The sequence below is a fragment of the Bradyrhizobium sp. USDA 223 genome, from assembly GCF_044909005.1.
In the GTDB taxonomy this organism is placed as follows: domain Bacteria; phylum Pseudomonadota; class Alphaproteobacteria; order Rhizobiales; family Xanthobacteraceae; genus Bradyrhizobium; species Bradyrhizobium yuanmingense.
Window position 1 is genome coordinate 6,811,760 of sequence record NZ_JBIYDR010000001.1, and the last position, 16,353, is coordinate 6,828,112.

Sequence of the window (16,353 nt, forward strand, 5' to 3'; positions counted from 1 at the left end):
TCCGCAGGTCACGGTGCGCTCCCTCCCCCGCTTGCGGGGGAGGGGTGGGGAGAGGGCTGTCTCCGCGGGCGAGAACCCCCAAGAGGAGAAAGCCCTCACCCGGCGCGCGGGACGATGCTTCGCATCGCCCGGGACGCGCCGACCTCTCCCGCAAGCGGGAGAGGTGGAACTCACCGCTTGTTCTTGATCGGAACGTTCATGTCCTCGATCTTCAGCTCGCGCACCGGCTCGAGCACGGCCCAGGCGACGTTCGGATCGACCTTGACCTTGAAGTGATACATGCTCTGCAGTGCCTGATGGTCCTCTTTCCGGAACACCATCTTGCCCTTCGGCGTGTCGAACTCGAGGCCCTCCATCGCGCTGATCAGCTTCTCGGTGTCGGTCGACTTCGCCTTGGTGACGGCGGCGACGACGGACATCGCGGCCGCAAAGCCGCCCGCGGTGAAGAAGTCCGGCGGCGCGTTGAAGCGCTTCTGGTGCTCGGCGACCAGCCAGTCGTTCACCGGGTTTTTCGGGATCTCGTAGAAATAATAGGTCGCGCCTTCCATGCCGGGCAGACCCTTGTAGGCGGCGAGCGCCGGCAGGATGTTGCCGCCGGTGGAGAGCTCGATGCCGTAGCGCTTCGGGTCCATGTCCTGGAGCTTGGCCAGCGGATTGCCGGCACCGGCCCAGATCACCCAGATCACCTTGCGGCCGGGCTTGTCCTTCAGCGCGTCGAACAGGCGCTGGCCGACCGCGGTGAAGTCGGTCGTCGAGGTCGGGGCGTATTCTTCGGCGGCGAGCGTCGCGCCGGTCTTGGCGAGCGCCTCCTTGAACGCGGCGACGCCGTCGCGGCCGAAGGCGTAGTCCTGCGCCAGCGTCGCCACGGTGACGCCCTGCTTGCCGATCGCGACCGCGTTGGAGATCGCATCCTGCGAGGAGTTGCGCGCCGTGCGGAAGATGTAGCGATTCCACTTCTCGCCGGTAATCTGGTCCGCGACCGCCGGCTCGACGATCAGGATCTTCTTGTTCTCTTCGGCGACGGGAAGAATGGCAAGCGCCGCGGCCGACGAGGTCGTGCCGATCGCGATGTCGGCCTTGTCGTCTTGATAGGCCTCCGAGAGCGCGGCCTTGGCCAGGTCAGGCTTGCCCTGGTCGTCCTTGGTGATGATGACGATCTTGCGGCCGTCGAGCGTCATGCTGCCCTTGGTGGCGTATTCGAGACCCATCTTCAGGCCGGTCTCGGTCTGCTTGGCGTAGGCTTCGAGCGGACCGGTCTTGCCGTAGATCAGCGCGATCTTGAGATCGTCGGCGAGCGCGGAGGTGCCCGCGCCGAGCGCGAGGATGGTTGTTGTTATGATGAGTGATCGACGCACGATGGTCCCTCCTGATTTAAAAGTTTCTGCCAACAGCGATTTGCACAACGTTACGAACATTGCAATTGAACCTTCCGACGGAGCGCGCTTGCGCGTGAACATGCATCATTTTTAGGCCTGGCTCTCTTTGCGCGCCGCGCCGCCCTCGATCTGGCGCCAGTCCGACTGCGCTTCCTCCGCGCTTTCAAAGATGTGCGGCGCGACGCCGCGTTTCTCCAAGGCTTCGCCGAGCTTGATGCGCAGGAAACCCGACGTCGTGTAGCGCGACACGCCGGAATAGAAGCGATCGACGAGGCTGCGCACCATGGCCGAATAATCGTCCATCAGTTCCGGCAGGATGGAAAAATTGTCATAATTGACGATGGCGTAGACGCGGCGTCCGAGCGGCGCCAGGCGGGCCTCGACGATGGCGGCGATGGTGTCGATCTCCGCCTTGCTTCGCAGCGGGTAGCGCTCGAGATTGACGAAGAACAGGTTCTGCTGCTCGTCCAGTGTGAAGCGCTGGTCGAGCGGGATGGTGAGCAGGCGCTCGCGCAGATCCATCAGCCCGTCCCCGAAAATGCGCGCGTCCATCAGTGCGGGGTCGCGCGGGATCAGCGGCTTGAAATCCATCAGGCGCAGGATGTCGCGCTCGATGTCGATGCCGGGCGCGACCTCGACGAGCTCGAGCCCGTCTTCCCGGAGCTCGAATACGCAGCGCTCGGTGACGTAAAGGGTGCGTTGCTTGCGCGCGGCGGCAAACGGGCCGCTAAAGGTGACGTGCTCGACGGTCTCGACGAACTTGCGCGACGTGGCCTCGTCCAGGATGACGAGCTTGCCGTCCCTCACCACGATGCGCTGCTTGCCGGCGCCGAATGTGCCCACGAAGATCACTTCCTTGGCGTTCTGGCTGATGTTGATGAAGCCGCCGGCCCCGGCGAGCTTCGGTCCGAACTTGCTGACATTGAGGTTGCCGGCGCGGTCGACCTGGGCAAGGCCGAGGAATGCGGCATCGAGGCCGCCGCCGTCGTAGAAGTCGAACTGGTACGGCTGGTCGATCACCGCCTGCGTGTTGATCGCCGCGCCGAAATCGATGCCGCTCGCCGGGATGCCGCCGATCACGCCCGGCTCCGCCGTCAGCGTGATGAGGTCGATGATCCGCTCTTCATTGGCGACCGAGGCGATCCCCTCGGGCATGCCGATGCCGAGATTGACGACGCTGTTGGCCTTCAGCTCCAGCGCCGCGCGTCGGGCGATGATCTTGCGCTCGCTGATCGGCATCACCGGTAGCGAGGCGGCGCGGACCCGGATCTCGCTCGAGAAAGCCGGATTGTACTGTGTGCCGAAAGTCTGCCAGTGGTTCTCGGGGCTCGACACCACCACGCAGTCGACGAGGATGCCGGGAATCTTGACTTGACGCGGATTGAGGCTGCCGGCCTCGGCGACGCGCTCGACCTGGGCGATGACGATGCCGCCGGAATTATGCGCCGCCATGGCGATGGCGAGCGCCTCCAGCGTCAGGGCCTCCTTCTCCATGGTGAGATTGCCGTCGGGATCGCCGGTGGTGGCGCGGATGATCCCGACATCGATCGGGAACGTCTTGTAGAGCAGGCATTCCTCGCCGCGCAGCGTGATCAGCTCCACCAGGTCTTCGGTGGTGCGTGCGTTCAGCTTGCCGCCGCCGTGCCGGGGATCGACGAAGGTGCCCATGCCGACGCGGGTGATGTGGCCAGGCCGGTGCGCGGCGATATCGCGGAACAGATGGGTGATGACGCCCTGCGGCAGGTTGTAGGCCTCGATCTGATTCGCAATCGCGAGCTGCTGCAGTTTCGGCGCAAGGCCCCAATGCCCGCCGATCACGCGCCGCACCAGGCCTTCATGTCCGAAATGATTGAGGCCGCGCTGCTTGCCGTCGCCCTGTCCGGCCGCATAGACCAGCGTCAGATTGCGCGGCTTGCCTTGCGTATAGGGCGCATCGCCCTCGTGGGACAGATAGAGCTCCTCCAGTGCGACGGCGATCTCCTCGGCAAAGCCGATGCCGACGAAGCCGCCAGTTGCCACCGTGTCGCCGTCGCGGATCAGCATGACGGCTTCATTCGCCGAGACGACCTTGCCCTTCTCGGAATTGCGTAAGTAAGGCAGAGCTGGATGATGGCTCACGGCGTTTCTCCCGCTCCCTGGACCGTAGGCCTTGTTGTGCTTGATCTTATCGCGAAGCGCTGCCCCGGAACAGGTTGCTCCTCGCGAAGGAAAGACGGCAAAGCGGAGAGCAAGGTCCGCGCCAGATCCCGCAACGTCGCGCAAAACCGCTGAAATCTGCGGCAATTGCCTGCGATCTGTCCCGGAAGAGCAGCCGGGTGCGGTGTCCGGAATCCGAGACTCCGGACAGTCCGGTGTCTCGAAACTCAGACGGGCGCCGATCCCGCGGCGAGGCCGAACTTGGCGAGCTTCTTGTAAAAGGTCGCGCGCGAGATCCGCAGCATCCGGGCGGCCTCGGTGATCTGGCCGTTGCTGGCGGCGAGCGCCTGTTCGAGCGTCTGCTTCTCGAACTCGGCCTCGGCTTCGGCATAGGGTACCACCAATCCGGCCGGGCGCTCGGCCGGTGCAAGCCTGACCTCGGTGCCGATGGGGAGAATGCGGGCGACATCCTCGCCGGTGAGCCGCCCGGAATCGCTGAGGATGAGCGCGCGCTCGAGGATGTTGCGGAGCTCGCGGACATTGCCCGGCCAATCGTAACGGGCGAGCGCGGCGAGCGCGCTCGGCGTGATCTTCGCCTTGACGTAGTCGCCCGACGCGCTGATGTCGTCGAGCAGCCGGGCGCAAATGTCGGGGAGATCGTCGAGGCACTGACGCAGCGGCGGCAGGTCGACCGAAAGCACGTTGAGGCGGTAGTAGAGATCGGCGCGAAATGCGCCGTCGCTGACACGCTTGCGCAGGTCCACATTGGTCGCGGCGATGACGCGGACGTCGACCCTGGTGATCTTGTCCGAGCCGAGCGGCTCGATCTCGCGCTCCTGCAGCACCCGCAGCAGCTTGGCCTGCAATTGCAGCGGCATCTCGCCGATCTCGTCGAGAAACAGCGTGCCGCCGTCGGCGATGCGGAACTTGCCCTCGCGTCCCCGTCGGTCGGCGCCGGTATAGGCGCCCGGCGCAGTGCCGAAGAACTCCGACTCGATCAGCGTCTCGGGGATCGCGGCGACGTTGACGCTGACGAACGGCTTGTCGGCGCGCGAGGAGGCGTTGTGGATCGCCTGCGCCAGCATCTCCTTGCCCGTTCCGGTCTCGCCGGTGAGCAGGACCGTGACGCTCTGCCGCGCGGCGCGGCTGGCGATCTCCTTGGCGCGCGCGATCGCCGGCGTCGTGCCGACGAAATCGGCGAAGGTGAAGCGCGCCGCGCGGGCGTTGGACAATTGCCGCCGAGCCAGCCGCAGATCGCTCTCGAGCTGGGCGACGCGGGCGAGCAGGGGCTTCAGGCTTTCGAGATGATCATAGAGCACGAACCCGATCGCGCCGATCACCGTCCCGTCCTCGTCCTCGATCGGCATTCGGGTGACGACGAGCTGCTCGCCGCCGAGCTCCATAATGTCGAGCAGGATCGGCTCGCCGGTCTCGGCCACCTTCCGCATCAGGCTGTTCGGGATGACCTCCTCGATCGACCGGCCGATCGCCTCGCTGGCATGGTCGAGACCGAGCGCGGCAAGATATTTCTCGTTGACGTAGACGACGCGCCCGCCGCGATCGATCGCAATCGCGCCCTCGCAGAGCTTCTCCAGCCGCTCGAACAGCGTCTCCATCGCGCGCGCACGGAGATAGGCGGGATCGCTGATCGAGGAGGTGGCGGCAGGCATGAGATACCTCGGGGAGGTCCGCCCGTGTATTAGCAAAAGTGCAGCGATTTCAAAGGGGGAATTCGGCATCGGGGTGCGCCCCATACTCAGCCGTCGTCCCGGACAAGCGAAGCGCAGATCCGGGACCCATACCCCCAGGGAGATGTGACTACGGGGACTCGGAGTGACGTCTTGGCGCCAAACCACGTCTTGTGGTTATGGGTCCCGGGCTCGCGCTTTGCGCGCCCCGGGACGACAGCGGTATGTGTTGCGCCGGCGCCGCCCCTACCGCCGGTACCCGCTCGCCCGCGAATAGCCCTGGCGGTTCTGTTGCGCCGGGCGGCTTGCCATGCTGACCCGCGCTTCGCTCGAGGAGGGCGTTGCGAGCTTCAGCTCCTCCAGGAAGATCGGCCGGGAGAAATAATAGCCCTGTGCGTAGCGGATCTTGGTCGCCGCCTGCAGATAGGCCAGCTCCTCGTAGGTTTCGAGGCCTTCGGCGATCACCGTCATGCCGAGCGCCTCGCTCAAGGATTCGATCGCGCGCAGGATGCCCTGGCTGCGCGGGCGCTTATGAATGTCGGTGATGAAGGAGCGGTCGATCTTGATCTCGTCGGCGGTGATGTCGGCCAGCGCCGAGAGCGAGGAATAGCCGGTGCCGAAATCGTCGATGGAGACGCCGACGCCGAGCTTGCGGAACATCGGCAGAATCTCGTCCTGAAAATGATTCTTGGCGACGAAAGCATCTTCCGTCACCTCGATCATGAACCGCTGGGGAAAGCCGGTCTCTTCCAGCGCCTGCGCAAAGCTGCGCATGAACTCGGGATTGCCGGCCTGCTTGGCGGCGACGTTGATGCTGATGGTCGCTTCCGGGCCGAACGTGTCGTTGATCAGGTCGATCGACTTGACGATCTCGGCGAGCACGAGATGGGTCAGCTCGTCGATCAGGCCGAGCTCACTGGCAAGATCGATGAACGAGCCGGGCGCCTGGATCACGCCTTCGTCGTCGCGCAGGCGGACCAAAGCCTCGATGCCCTTCACCGCTTGCGTTCGGATATCGACCTTGGACTGGAAGGCGCAGCAGAAGCGCTTTTCCAGGATGGCGAGCCGCAGCGACTGCTCGACCTTCATCCGCGCCTGAGCCTCGCGCTCCATGCTGGCGTCGAAGAACGCGGCCAGTCCCTTGCCGTTGTTCTTGATGCGGTACATCGCGATGTCCGCGTTCTGCCGCAGCGTCTCGAAGCTGCGTCCATGGTCGGGATAGAGGCTGATGCCGACTGAGGTCGAGGCGAATACTTCCGAATGGTCGATGAAGAACGGCGCGGTCAGCCGCTCCAGCGTCGATTGCATGAATTCGGCGACTTCCTCCTGGCTCTGGATCGGTGACAGCAGCAGCAGGAATTCGTCCCCCGAGATGCGCGAGAGCATGTCGGAATCGCGCAAGTCCCGTCCGAGCCGCTTCGACAGCTCGACCAGCAGCGCGTCGCCCACGGCGTGGCCGTAATAATCGTTGATGTGCTTGAAATTGTCGACGTCGAGGAAGGCCAACGCAAAGCCTCCGCCGCCGTCGTCGCGCGCGAGCAGGGCGTTGGCGCGGTGCTCGATCACGCGGCGCGAGGGCAGCCCGGTCAGCTCGTCGAAATAGGCCGAGCGGAACAGCTGGTCCTCGAAATTCTTCTGCTCGGTGATGTCGGAGGATGCCGAGATCAGCAGCTCGCGTCCGTCGAGACGAACGGGGCGATGGGTCGTGAGCAGCACCTTTCGCGCAGCGCCCACGTGAAGCGCTTCCTCGGTCACGACCGGCTGCCCGTCGCTCAGGGCCTGGCGGCAGGCTTCGCGCCGCGGCGTCAGATCGGGTGAAGGACGGCTGCCATCCAGGCCGAGCTGCGCGGCGGCGGCATCGTTGACCAGCAACAGCTCGCCATGCGCGTCCTGCACGGTGAGGCCGGCCGGCAGCATTCTAACGATTTCCTTGAGAAAACCGAGCTCCGCTTCAGTCGCGCCGGAATATTGGTTGTCGTTCATAGAAGTCATGAATCTTGTTGTTTCAGCGCGCCTTTGCAATGGGCGCGATCTTCCGCAGTTCCCTCTTAAGTTTGGTTAAGGGGTCAGGAGAAATACGGGGGTGTTTTGGAGAAAACTTGCGACGATCCGACGCGCGCTGGCGATCGTCATTAACGGAGCGTCAACGCCGCATGAAAAACTGCGATCGGAGTGCTTTCGAGTCTGACGCAGGATCAGGTGTGGCTATGGGCACCGACTGGCTCCACAGCGTCATGGCCGGGCTTGTCCCGGCCATCCACGCCGTTCACGCGGCACAAAGAACGTGGATGCCCGGGCCAAGCCCGGGCATGACGACCTCTGCAAAATCCAAATGCGATTGCCCTGCGCAAGCGGGTGAGGGAGCGCACCTCCCACGTTGCGACACTTGAGCCTTACCGCTCGTCGCTTCGTGGAATTCGACACTGCATGATGCAATGCAGCCCGGTTTTCAGATATGAGATCTCTGTTTTGCCGTCGAAGGCCGACAGTGCCGACTTCAAGAGCTTGGTGCCGAAGCCGGGCTCCGACACCTTGTCCACGCTCGGTCCTTCGGTTTCGTCCCAGGTGATCGTCAGGCGGTCGTCGGTGATGGTCCATGACACCTGCAACAGACCGCGCGGTGAGGAGAATGCGCCATACTTGCCTGCATTGGTGGCAAGCTCGTGAAACATCAATGACAGCGTGACCGCGAGCTTGGGCGGCAGGAACAGCCGCTCGCCGTTGAGCGTGAAACGGACATGGCCGTAAGGCCCGAGCTCGGAGATCAGGAGGTCGCGGATGTCGCAGCCGGCCTTGTCGATCCGCGAAATCAGATCATCGGTTGCGGCCAGCGAGCGCAGCCGCGGATCGACCCGGGCCCAGACCTGCGGCTGGTCGTGCAACACCTGGTGCACCACGGCATGCACCGTCGACAGCTTGTTCTTCAGCCGATGCTGGAGCTCCTCGACCAGCAGCTTGCGATAATCTTCTTCCTCGATCAGGCGTCTGGAAATTCGGCGCTGCTCGGCCAGCATGGTGCGATAGTGCTCGACACCCCAGATGGTGATCGCGCACACGGCCCAGTAAAGCGCCAGCAGGACAAACCGCGCGCGATCGGCAAACGCATCGCCGAAATTCAGCGCGACGCCGAGCACGCCGCCGACGAGCGCCGTCACGATGCCGATCCGGAATCCGCCCACGGCCGCAGCAAAGAAGACGGCTGGGAAGTACGGCGTGAAATAGATGTCGGGACGAACCTGAGCGAGGCCCCAGCGGACCAGGGTTGCAGCCAACAGGCAGACCACCGCAAAGCCGATGCTTAGACCGACCGAGGGCGGCGCCGCACCCTGCCAGCCCTTGCGGAACTCCTCGATCAGCTTCCTCATGCCCTGCCTGGTTGCGATAGGCGTTCGACGATCGAGCGGCCCGTGAGGATGTTACGCATGCCGCCCCTTGAAGCATAGCTTGCCTTGTCGGAAGCGGGCAGGAATAGTGACCGCTGCGGCGACGGCGGCGGCCGGCATTCGCCATTTGGCATCAAATCACTCGAAAACAGGAAAATTCCATGGGCAGGCTGGACGGCAAGGTTGCGGTGATCACGGGGGCGACGAGCGGCATCGGATTGCGCACTGCGGAAGTCTTCGTTGCTGAAGGTGCCAAAATTGTGATCGCAGGCCGGCGCGTACCGGAAGGCGAGGCGCTGGCGAAGCAGCTCGGGGAAAGCTGCATCTTCCGTCAGACCGACGTCACCGTCGAAGCGCAGATGCAGGCGCTGATCGCGCTCGCGGTCGACAAGTTCGGCAGGATCGATTGCCTGTTCAACAATGCCGGCGGGCCGGCACAGACCGGCGGCATTGAAGGCCTTGAGGTCGAGCGGTTCGATGCGGCCATGGCGACGCTGGTGCGCAGCGTCATGCTCGGCATGAAGCACGCCGCGCCCTACATGAAGAAGCAGGGCGGGGGCAGCATTATCAACAATGGCAGCATTGCCGGCCGCCTCGCCGGCTTCTCGTCGTCGATGGTCTATGGCGCGGCCAAGGCGGCGGTGATCCATCTCACCAAATGCGTGGCGATGGAGCTCGGCGAGTCCAACGTTCGCGTCAATTCGATCTCGCCCGGCGCGATCGCGACCGGCATCTTCGGCAAGGCGCTGGGGCTCTCGACCGATGCCGCCGAGAAGACGCCGGCGGTGATGCGCGAGGTCTACAAGACCGCGCAGCCGATCCCCCGCGCGGGTCTTCCTGAAGATATCGCCCAGGCCGCAGTGTTCCTGGCCAGCGACGAATCCAGCTTCATCAACGGCCACGACCTCGTCGTCGACGGCGCCATGACCGGCGGCCGCAACTGGAGTCAACAGCAGCAGGGCTATGTGGCTTTGCGCAAGGCGTTCGATCAAGGGGCGTAGGCGGCGGCAGATGACGGTGCAGTAGGGTGGGCAAAGCGAAGCGTGCCCACCATTCTTTCCGTCGCGGCAAATCGTGGGCACGGCGCTCCGCGCCTTTGCCCACCCTACGAGTTCTATTGCGCAAGGCGTTCGACGAGGGGGTGTAGCGGATAGTCTCGTGCCCCGGACGCGGTGCGGCGCGAAGCGCCGCTCCGCAGAGCCGGGGGCCCATCCATCCGCAGCTTGCCTGTGGCAATCTAGGTCCCGGCTCGCGCTTCGGGCGTCCGGGACACGAAAAGCTACACCGCCTTCACCTTCACCCGCAGCCCGTCCCGCGGCTTCGGGATCGGCCACATCTGCCAGTCCGGCTTGTAGCCTGGCGCGAGCGACACTTCGATATTCTCCAGGAAATGCCGCGCGAAGCATTTCGCCTGCATGTAGGCGAAGTGCAGGCCGAGGCACATATGCGCGCCGCCGCCAAACGGCACGAAGGCGAAGCGGTGGCGGCCACGCTGGGCTTCCTCGGTGAAGCGCAGGGGATCGAAGCGGTCCGGCTCCGGCCAGATCTCCTTCATGTGGTGGGTATAGAGCGGGTTGATGCCGATCGCCGTGCCGGCGGGGATCGCAAAACCCTTGAAGCTGAAATCGCGCATCGCGCGGCGCGGCATCGACGGCACCGGCGGCTTGAGCCGCAGCGCTTCCTTGAACGCCATCTCGGTCAGCGGCATCTTCTCGAGATCGTCGAAGCTGGTCGGCGCGCCGGAGGCGAGGCCGAGCGCGAGCACCTCCGCGCGCAGCCGGTCCTGCCAGTCCGGATTGGCGGCGAGCTCGCCGATGAAGGAGGTCAGCGACGAGGTCAGCGTGTCGTGCGCGGCCATCATCAGGAAGCTCATATGGTCGATGATGTCCTGGTCCGACAGCAGCGCGCCGTTCTCATGGGTGGCGCGGCAGAGCTGCGAGAACAGATCGTCGCCGCCGTGATTGCCGCGCCGCAGCGGAATCTGCTCGCGGAAATAGGCGATGATGCGCTTGCGTCCCTTCACCCCCCGCGCCATCTGGGTGCCGGGCAGGGGGCGGCGGATCGGGGTGACGGCGGCGGCCACCATGTCGACGAAGGCGCGGTTGATCTCGTCGACCTCGGGCCCGATATCGGCGCCGAGGAACGAGGCCGCGGCGAGATCGAGCGTGAGCTGCTTCATCGCCGGATAAAGCTGCATCTCGCCGGGCTTTGCCTTCCACTGCGCGACGCGCGCGGAGATGCCGCGGTCGAGGTCGCCGAGATAGGACTTCATCGGCCCGGACTTGAACGCGACCGAGAGCGCCTTGCGATGCAGGCGATGCTCCTCGAAATCCAGCAGCATCAATCCGCGCGGAAACAACAGCCCCAGCACCTTGTCCCAGCCATGGGTCGAGGAGAACAGCTTCTGCTGGTCGAACAGCACGAGCTCGTTGGCCTCGGGCCCGAGCAGCACGACATTGGTCTCGCCGAAAAAGTGCGTGCGATAGACCAGACCGTATTTGGCGGCATTGGCCTCGATATGGCCCTTGGGATCGGCGAGCACCTGAAAGGTCTTGCCGATGATCGGCCAGCCTTCGTCACCGGGAATGTGGGTCAGCTCGTTGCGCCGGGGCGGAGTGAACGGAAGCGCAGGGGCGGCCACATTCTGCATCGACATGACGATTGCTCCGATTGCCTAGCCCAGCAAACATAGCACGATCCGGGCGCGATGAGCTGCGGTCGTCTTGCGCACAAAATCGTCACTCCCACCGCCGTCGTCCCCGCGGAGGCGGGGACCCATAACCACAGGGAGGAGTTTTGGTGCGAGGCTGGTAGCTCCGAGTCTTCGTAAATCCGCATCCTGTGGTTATGGGTCCCGGGCGCGCTGCGCGCGCCCCGGGACGACGAGTGGAGTGCCTAACGCTTCGCCGCTTCCTTCTGCAGATCCGGCGCGTTGACGGCGGGAATGGCGACACGGCCGGGGCCGGTGACCTTCAGCGCCTCGGCGGCCTTCTCGTTCTCCATGATCTTGGCCATCACAGCCTGGCCGGCACGCTCGAAGATCGCGCGGTTCTCGATCACGAATTTCTGCGACTTGCGAAGACCGTCGATATAGCCGTTGATCTCCGGCACGACGTAGCGCGCCACCATGTCCCAGCTCCGGCGGGTGTTTTCCGGATTGGCCCAGTCGTGCACGAAGCCGATGATGGCGCCGACGCCGCCGGAGACCTGCATCACGTTCTTGATGGTCTTGACGAGATCGTCGGGCGTGCCGATGGTGGACGCCGCGCCCTCGACGAAGGCGGTCTTGTCGACTGCCTCGTCGGGCGAGGAGAACGCGGTGAGGCCCGGCCGCTGCAGCGTGCCGACATTATATTCGTTGTGCCAGCGCATCAGGCCGGCGCCGGCCTCGCGGCGGGCTTGTTCACGTGTCTCGGCGATGTGCCAGGTCAGGAGCACGCGCCAGTCGGCGCGACGCACTGTGGTTCCGTGCTTCTTGGCGGCATCCTCGGCGAACTGCCATTGCTGCTGCAGCGACATCAGGCCCTGCGTCGTCATCGAGCCCAGCGAGATGATGCCGATGCCGTATTTGCCGGCCAGCGTCATGCCGGAGGGCGAGATCTGCGAGGCCACCACGAACGGCATCTCCTCCTGCAGGGGCAGGATCTGCAGTGCGGCGTCGTTCATCGTGAACCAGTCGCTCCTGGCGGTGACGCGCTCGCCGTTGAAAAGGCGGCGGATGATGCCGATCGCCTCGTCCTGACGGTCGCGCTGCGTCATCGGATCGATGCCAAGCGTGTGCGCATCGGAGGCGAGCGCGCCCGGTCCGGAGCCGAAAATGGCGCGGCCGCCGGTCATGTGGTCGAGCTGCACCATGCGCTGGGCGACGTTGAAGGGATGGTGATAGGGCAGCGACACCACGCCGGTGCCGAGCTTGATCCGCTTGGTGCGCTCGCCGGCGGCGGCCAGGAACATCTCGGGCGAGGCGATCATCTCCCAGCCCGAGGAATGATGCTCGCCGCACCAGAATTCGTCATAGCCGAGCGCATCCAGCTGCTCGACCAGGTCGAGATCGCGCCGGAACTGGAGCATCGGATGCTCCCCGATCGGGTGATGCGGGGCAAGAAAGGCTCCGAACTTCAGGCGCGCCATGGCGGTCTCTCCGGCTGAATTTTCTGTTTGTTGGTCGAGTCAGGCTACGTGCCTGACGGCACGAACGCAATCACGCGATGTCCCGCGCGGTGGAATGCAGGCATGCGCGGCGGCAAGCGAGACGTTGCGTAGTCCTCGCCCGCTTCGCGCTTCATCACGACTACGACACGCAGCGCGATTGGGCGGGTCCCTTCATTCGCGTTCGACACCTCCACGTCGAAGCCTCACAATCAGCGCGCGCAGAATTCCTCGCCTCGCTCGTGTCATTTGTGACATTCGTCATGATCGGCGCCCCATTTCCCGCGCGGATGCGCCGCGCACCGGCACGAGATTGCGACGTTGCGGTTAATGCGTGCGGATTCTTGCGGATTCTCAGCCAATTTCCCGAGATTGACAGCGCACGGTCTTTTTATTTTGCGCCGCAGCAACTATCTGGTTGGGCTGGACGTTGAACGTCGCCCACCAGGAACTTGCCGTGTCGTTAGCCAGAAACATCGACCTCTTGAGACGTCTGCCCCGGCTGGACGGACTGCGCTTCGCCGAGCCCGGCCGCGGTGCAGATGGATCTAGCCCGCTGCAGGAGGTCACCGGCTTCGGCGACAATCCCGGCGCCTTGCGCATGTTCGCGTTCGTGCCGGCGCAATTGCAGCGGCCGCGCGCGCTCGTCGTCGTGCTGCATGGCTGCGGGCAAACGGCGGCCGCTTACGATCTCGGCGCGGGCTGGTCGACGCTCGCGCAACATTACGGCTTTGCGCTATTGATGCCCGAGCAGCAGCGCATCAACAATGCCAACACCTGCTTCAACTGGTTCAATCCGGAGGACACCGCGCGGGACAGCGGCGAGCCGCGTTCGATCCGCGCGATGATCGCGCACATGGTGAAGACGCATCGCATCGATCCCAGGCGCGTCTTCATCACCGGCCTGTCGGCCGGCGGCGGCATGACCTCGGTGATGCTCGCGACCTATCCGGAAGTTTTCGCGGCCGGCGCGATCATTGCCGGGCTGCCTTACGGCATCGCCTCGAACTTGCGCGAGGCGCTCGACGGCATGTTTCATTCCCCGGCGCGCCCTTCGCGCGAGCTCGGCGATCTCGTGCGCAGCGCCTCCGACCATCGCGGCCCTTGGCCGAGGGTCTCGGTGTGGCACGGCAGCGCCGACCGCACCGTCAATCCCGGCAATGCCAACGAGATCGTCAAGCAATGGCTCGACCTGCATGGCCTGCCCGAACTGCCGATGGCGGAGACCAATGTCGACGGCTATCCGCGCCAGGCCTGGTGGGACGAGGACGGCGAGACGCTGGTCGAGTCCTATGCCATCACCGACATGGCGCACGGCACGCCGCTGGGGCTCGCCGACAACGATCAGCGCTACGGCATCGAAGGCGCCTTCCTGATCGAGGCCGGCATCTCCTCGTCCTACCACATCGCAAAGTTCTTCGGCCTCACCGGCTGGATTGCGGACGCCGCGACGACGAAGGCGGAAGCCAAATCCACGACGAAGTCCGCGACGAAGCCTGCCGCGAAGCCGGCGCTCTCGCCCGCGCCGCATCTCGCCCGCTCGATCCGCACCCTCGTCGCCGCGGAGCCGGCCGAGCCGCAGGGCGAGAAGGCGCGCGGCTTCGACCTCGGCCAGATCATCACGCGCGCGCTCACGGCCGCGGGGCTGATGAAGTAGCCCCGCTGTCGTCCCGGAGAAGCGCGCCTGAAGCGCGCGCCGATCCGGGACCCATAGCCACAGGACAAAGTTGGGCACGAAGAGGTGACTCCGAGTCCCCGTAACCACATCTCCCTGTGGTTATGGATCCCGGATCTGCGCTTGCGCTTGTCCGGGATGACAGCGGAGTTTGTAGCGGCGGCTTCAATTCAGCTCCGCGAAAAGCTACCCCGTCTGATCGATCACCTCGACCGGCGTCACCGTCACCTCGCCGCCTGCGACCTTCCGCGTCACCTCCTGGTAGTGCTTGAAGAAGTCGCGCGATTGCAGCGTTTTCTGCGCAGCATCGTCGGCGACGCTGGCGAAGTGGAGATAGCTGCCGTCGTCGCGATGCTTCAGGCAACGATACCCGATCCTTCCCTTCAGCTCCGCATCGGCGTCGATCGCCCTGATGAAGCGGCCGATCTCGCGGTGCCACTCCTCCGTCGTGCCGTTCTTGAACTCGTATCTGATCATGAAGTGCTTCATGTGACGCTCCCTGTTCGTCTTGTGCGCCATCATCTGAGCCTTGCATGCGATCCCGCAAGTATGGACAAAATTGATAGTATGGACTTTTTTGCCGTTGCTCCTATCCTCGTCGCATAGCGTTTTCGAGCGAAGTGGTACCGGTTCGCGTAGAGAAAACGCGTCAAAACAAGAATCTTCCACATGGAGGAAACGACATGGCGAAGACGTCTCCCGCGCGCATCTGTCCGGTTGCGGCGTTTCAGAAGATGATCAGCGGCAAATACAAGCTGCGCATCGTCTGGGATCTCAAGGACGGCCCGCGCCGCTACGGCGAGATCAGAAGCGGCTTGCTGCGCGGCGCGTCAGGCAGCGCCGAGATCACCCCGCGCGTGCTCAGCCGCGAATTGAAGGCGTTGACGATGAGCGGCCTGATCGACCGCAAGGATTTCGGCGAGGTGCCGCCGAAGGTCGAGTACCGCCTGACGCGAAAAGGAAAGAGTTTTGTGCCCGTCGTCGCGGCGATCCGCGAATGGGGTGAACGAAACCTCGGCGAGCCCGTGCTCACCGAGGCTGCCGAATAGCGCATGATCCGGACCCGAAGGGCCGCGCTCGCGTAAAGAGTGAAGCGGTTTTCCGACTAGATCATGCGCGAGCAATAAGCCTACATCTCGCCGGTGATGAACGGATTGGTCATCCGCTCCTGGCCGATGCTCGAGCCGGCGCCGTGGCCGCAGATGAAGCCGACATCGTCGCCGAGCGGCAGCAATTTCGTCTTGATCGAACTGATCAGCGTGGCGTGACTGCCGCCGGGCAGGTCGGTGCGTCCGACCGAGCCGGCGAACAGGACGTCGCCGACATGGGCAAACCGCAGATCATTGTTGAAGAACACCACGCTGCCGGGCGAATGACCCGGACAATGCAGGATGTCGAACTGCAAGCCGCCGATCGACACGCTGTCGCCCTCGTCGAGCCAGCGGTCGGGCGTGAAATCGCGTCCTCCGGTCATGCCGAAGCGCGCGCCGCTCGCCACGACGTTGTCGAGCAGGAACTTGTCCGCGACATGCGGTCCCTCGATCGGCACCTTGAGCGCATCGCGCAGCTCGGCCGCGCCGCCGACGTGGTCGATATGACCGTGGGTCAGCCAGATCTTCTCCACGGTGACGCCGGTCTGCTTGATCGCGTCCAGGATCTTCGGCACGTCGCCGCCGGGATCGATCACCACGGCCTTCTTGGAAGGCTCGTCCCAGATGATGGTGCAGTTCTGTTCGAACAGCGTCACGGGAACGATGATCGCGCCCGCCTTCGCTTGCCGGGATTCTTGAGTGTCGTTTTGCTCGGTCATGGCCTCACAATGCCGATTTTTGCCGAGCCGCCAAGCAAAAGATTCGTCCCCGCACCGGGGAACAACCGTCACACGGCCGTCCCAATTGGCCTGCCAATTTGAACCGGGGCGTTGCTGTCGCGTTCTCCCGCGCAAG

At 64.4% G+C, this 16,353-nt stretch carries 12 protein-coding genes; 3 read left to right on the forward strand and 9 right to left on the reverse strand.

Annotated features, from left to right (window positions below):
• Nucleotides 1-170: 170 nt before the first annotated feature.
• From ABIA40_RS31755 to ABIA40_RS31775, 5 genes are all read right to left on the reverse strand, one after another.
• A complete protein-coding gene (locus tag ABIA40_RS31755; protein ID WP_271541655.1) occupies nt 171-1,355 on the reverse strand; it encodes a substrate-binding domain-containing protein in 1,185 nt (394 codons plus the stop codon).
• A gap of 111 nt (nt 1,356-1,466) precedes the next feature.
• The gene (locus ABIA40_RS31760; RefSeq protein ID WP_404545183.1) at nt 1,467-3,494 is read right to left on the reverse strand and encodes an acyl CoA:acetate/3-ketoacid CoA transferase; all 2,028 of its coding nucleotides are present in this window, start codon (nt 3,492-3,494) and stop codon (nt 1,467-1,469) included.
• Between the two features lie 245 nt (nt 3,495-3,739).
• Nucleotides 3,740-5,182, reverse strand: coding sequence for a sigma-54 interaction domain-containing protein (locus tag ABIA40_RS31765; protein WP_404545186.1), 1,443 nt, complete (start codon nt 5,180-5,182; stop codon nt 3,740-3,742).
• 264 nt (nt 5,183-5,446) lie between these two features.
• Nucleotides 5,447-7,183 carry a bifunctional diguanylate cyclase/phosphodiesterase gene (locus ABIA40_RS31770; RefSeq protein WP_271541840.1) on the reverse strand — a complete coding sequence of 579 codons (1,737 nt, stop codon included), beginning with the start codon at nt 7,181-7,183 and terminating at the stop codon, nt 5,447-5,449.
• A gap of 410 nt (nt 7,184-7,593) precedes the next feature.
• Nucleotides 7,594-8,565: a sensor histidine kinase gene (locus tag ABIA40_RS31775; protein ID WP_157285324.1), complete on the reverse strand. Its 972-nt coding sequence runs from the start codon at nt 8,563-8,565 to the stop codon at nt 7,594-7,596.
• 179 nt (nt 8,566-8,744) lie between these two features.
• Here ABIA40_RS31775 and ABIA40_RS31780 point away from each other — a divergent pair, with 179 nt between their 5' ends.
• Nucleotides 8,745-9,584: an SDR family NAD(P)-dependent oxidoreductase gene (locus ABIA40_RS31780; protein ID WP_225126174.1), complete on the forward strand. Its 840-nt coding sequence runs from the start codon at nt 8,745-8,747 to the stop codon at nt 9,582-9,584.
• Nucleotides 9,585-9,862: 278 nt separating this feature from the next.
• Here the strand turns inward: ABIA40_RS31780 and ABIA40_RS31785 are convergent, their stop codons facing one another.
• Together ABIA40_RS31785 and ABIA40_RS31790 are read right to left on the reverse strand one after the other, a co-directional pair.
• The gene (locus ABIA40_RS31785) at nt 9,863-11,239 is read right to left on the reverse strand and encodes a cytochrome P450 (RefSeq protein WP_404545190.1); all 1,377 of its coding nucleotides are present in this window, start codon (nt 11,237-11,239) and stop codon (nt 9,863-9,865) included.
• Between the two features lie 239 nt (nt 11,240-11,478).
• Complete coding sequence (locus tag ABIA40_RS31790) at nt 11,479-12,714, reverse strand: LLM class flavin-dependent oxidoreductase (protein WP_157285327.1); 1,236 nt, start codon at nt 12,712-12,714, stop codon at nt 11,479-11,481.
• Between the two features lie 475 nt (nt 12,715-13,189).
• On the opposite strand from ABIA40_RS31790, the gene ABIA40_RS31795 reads away from it, so the two are divergent.
• Nucleotides 13,190-14,389 carry a PHB depolymerase family esterase gene (locus tag ABIA40_RS31795; RefSeq protein WP_404545193.1) on the forward strand — a complete coding sequence of 400 codons (1,200 nt, stop codon included), beginning with the start codon at nt 13,190-13,192 and terminating at the stop codon, nt 14,387-14,389.
• 204 nt (nt 14,390-14,593) lie between these two features.
• Here ABIA40_RS31795 and ABIA40_RS31800 read toward each other — a convergent pair whose 3' ends face one another.
• A complete protein-coding gene (locus ABIA40_RS31800) occupies nt 14,594-14,896 on the reverse strand; it encodes a hypothetical protein (RefSeq protein WP_246732347.1) in 303 nt (100 codons plus the stop codon).
• A 194-nt stretch (nt 14,897-15,090) separates the two neighbouring features.
• Here ABIA40_RS31800 and ABIA40_RS31805 point away from each other — a divergent pair, with 194 nt between their 5' ends.
• Complete coding sequence (locus tag ABIA40_RS31805) at nt 15,091-15,456, forward strand: helix-turn-helix domain-containing protein (RefSeq protein ID WP_271541672.1); 366 nt, start codon at nt 15,091-15,093, stop codon at nt 15,454-15,456.
• 80 nt (nt 15,457-15,536) lie between these two features.
• Here ABIA40_RS31805 and ABIA40_RS31810 read toward each other — a convergent pair whose 3' ends face one another.
• Complete coding sequence (locus ABIA40_RS31810; RefSeq protein WP_271541674.1) at nt 15,537-16,217, reverse strand: MBL fold metallo-hydrolase; 681 nt, start codon at nt 16,215-16,217, stop codon at nt 15,537-15,539.
• Nucleotides 16,218-16,353: the final 136 nt, after the last annotated feature.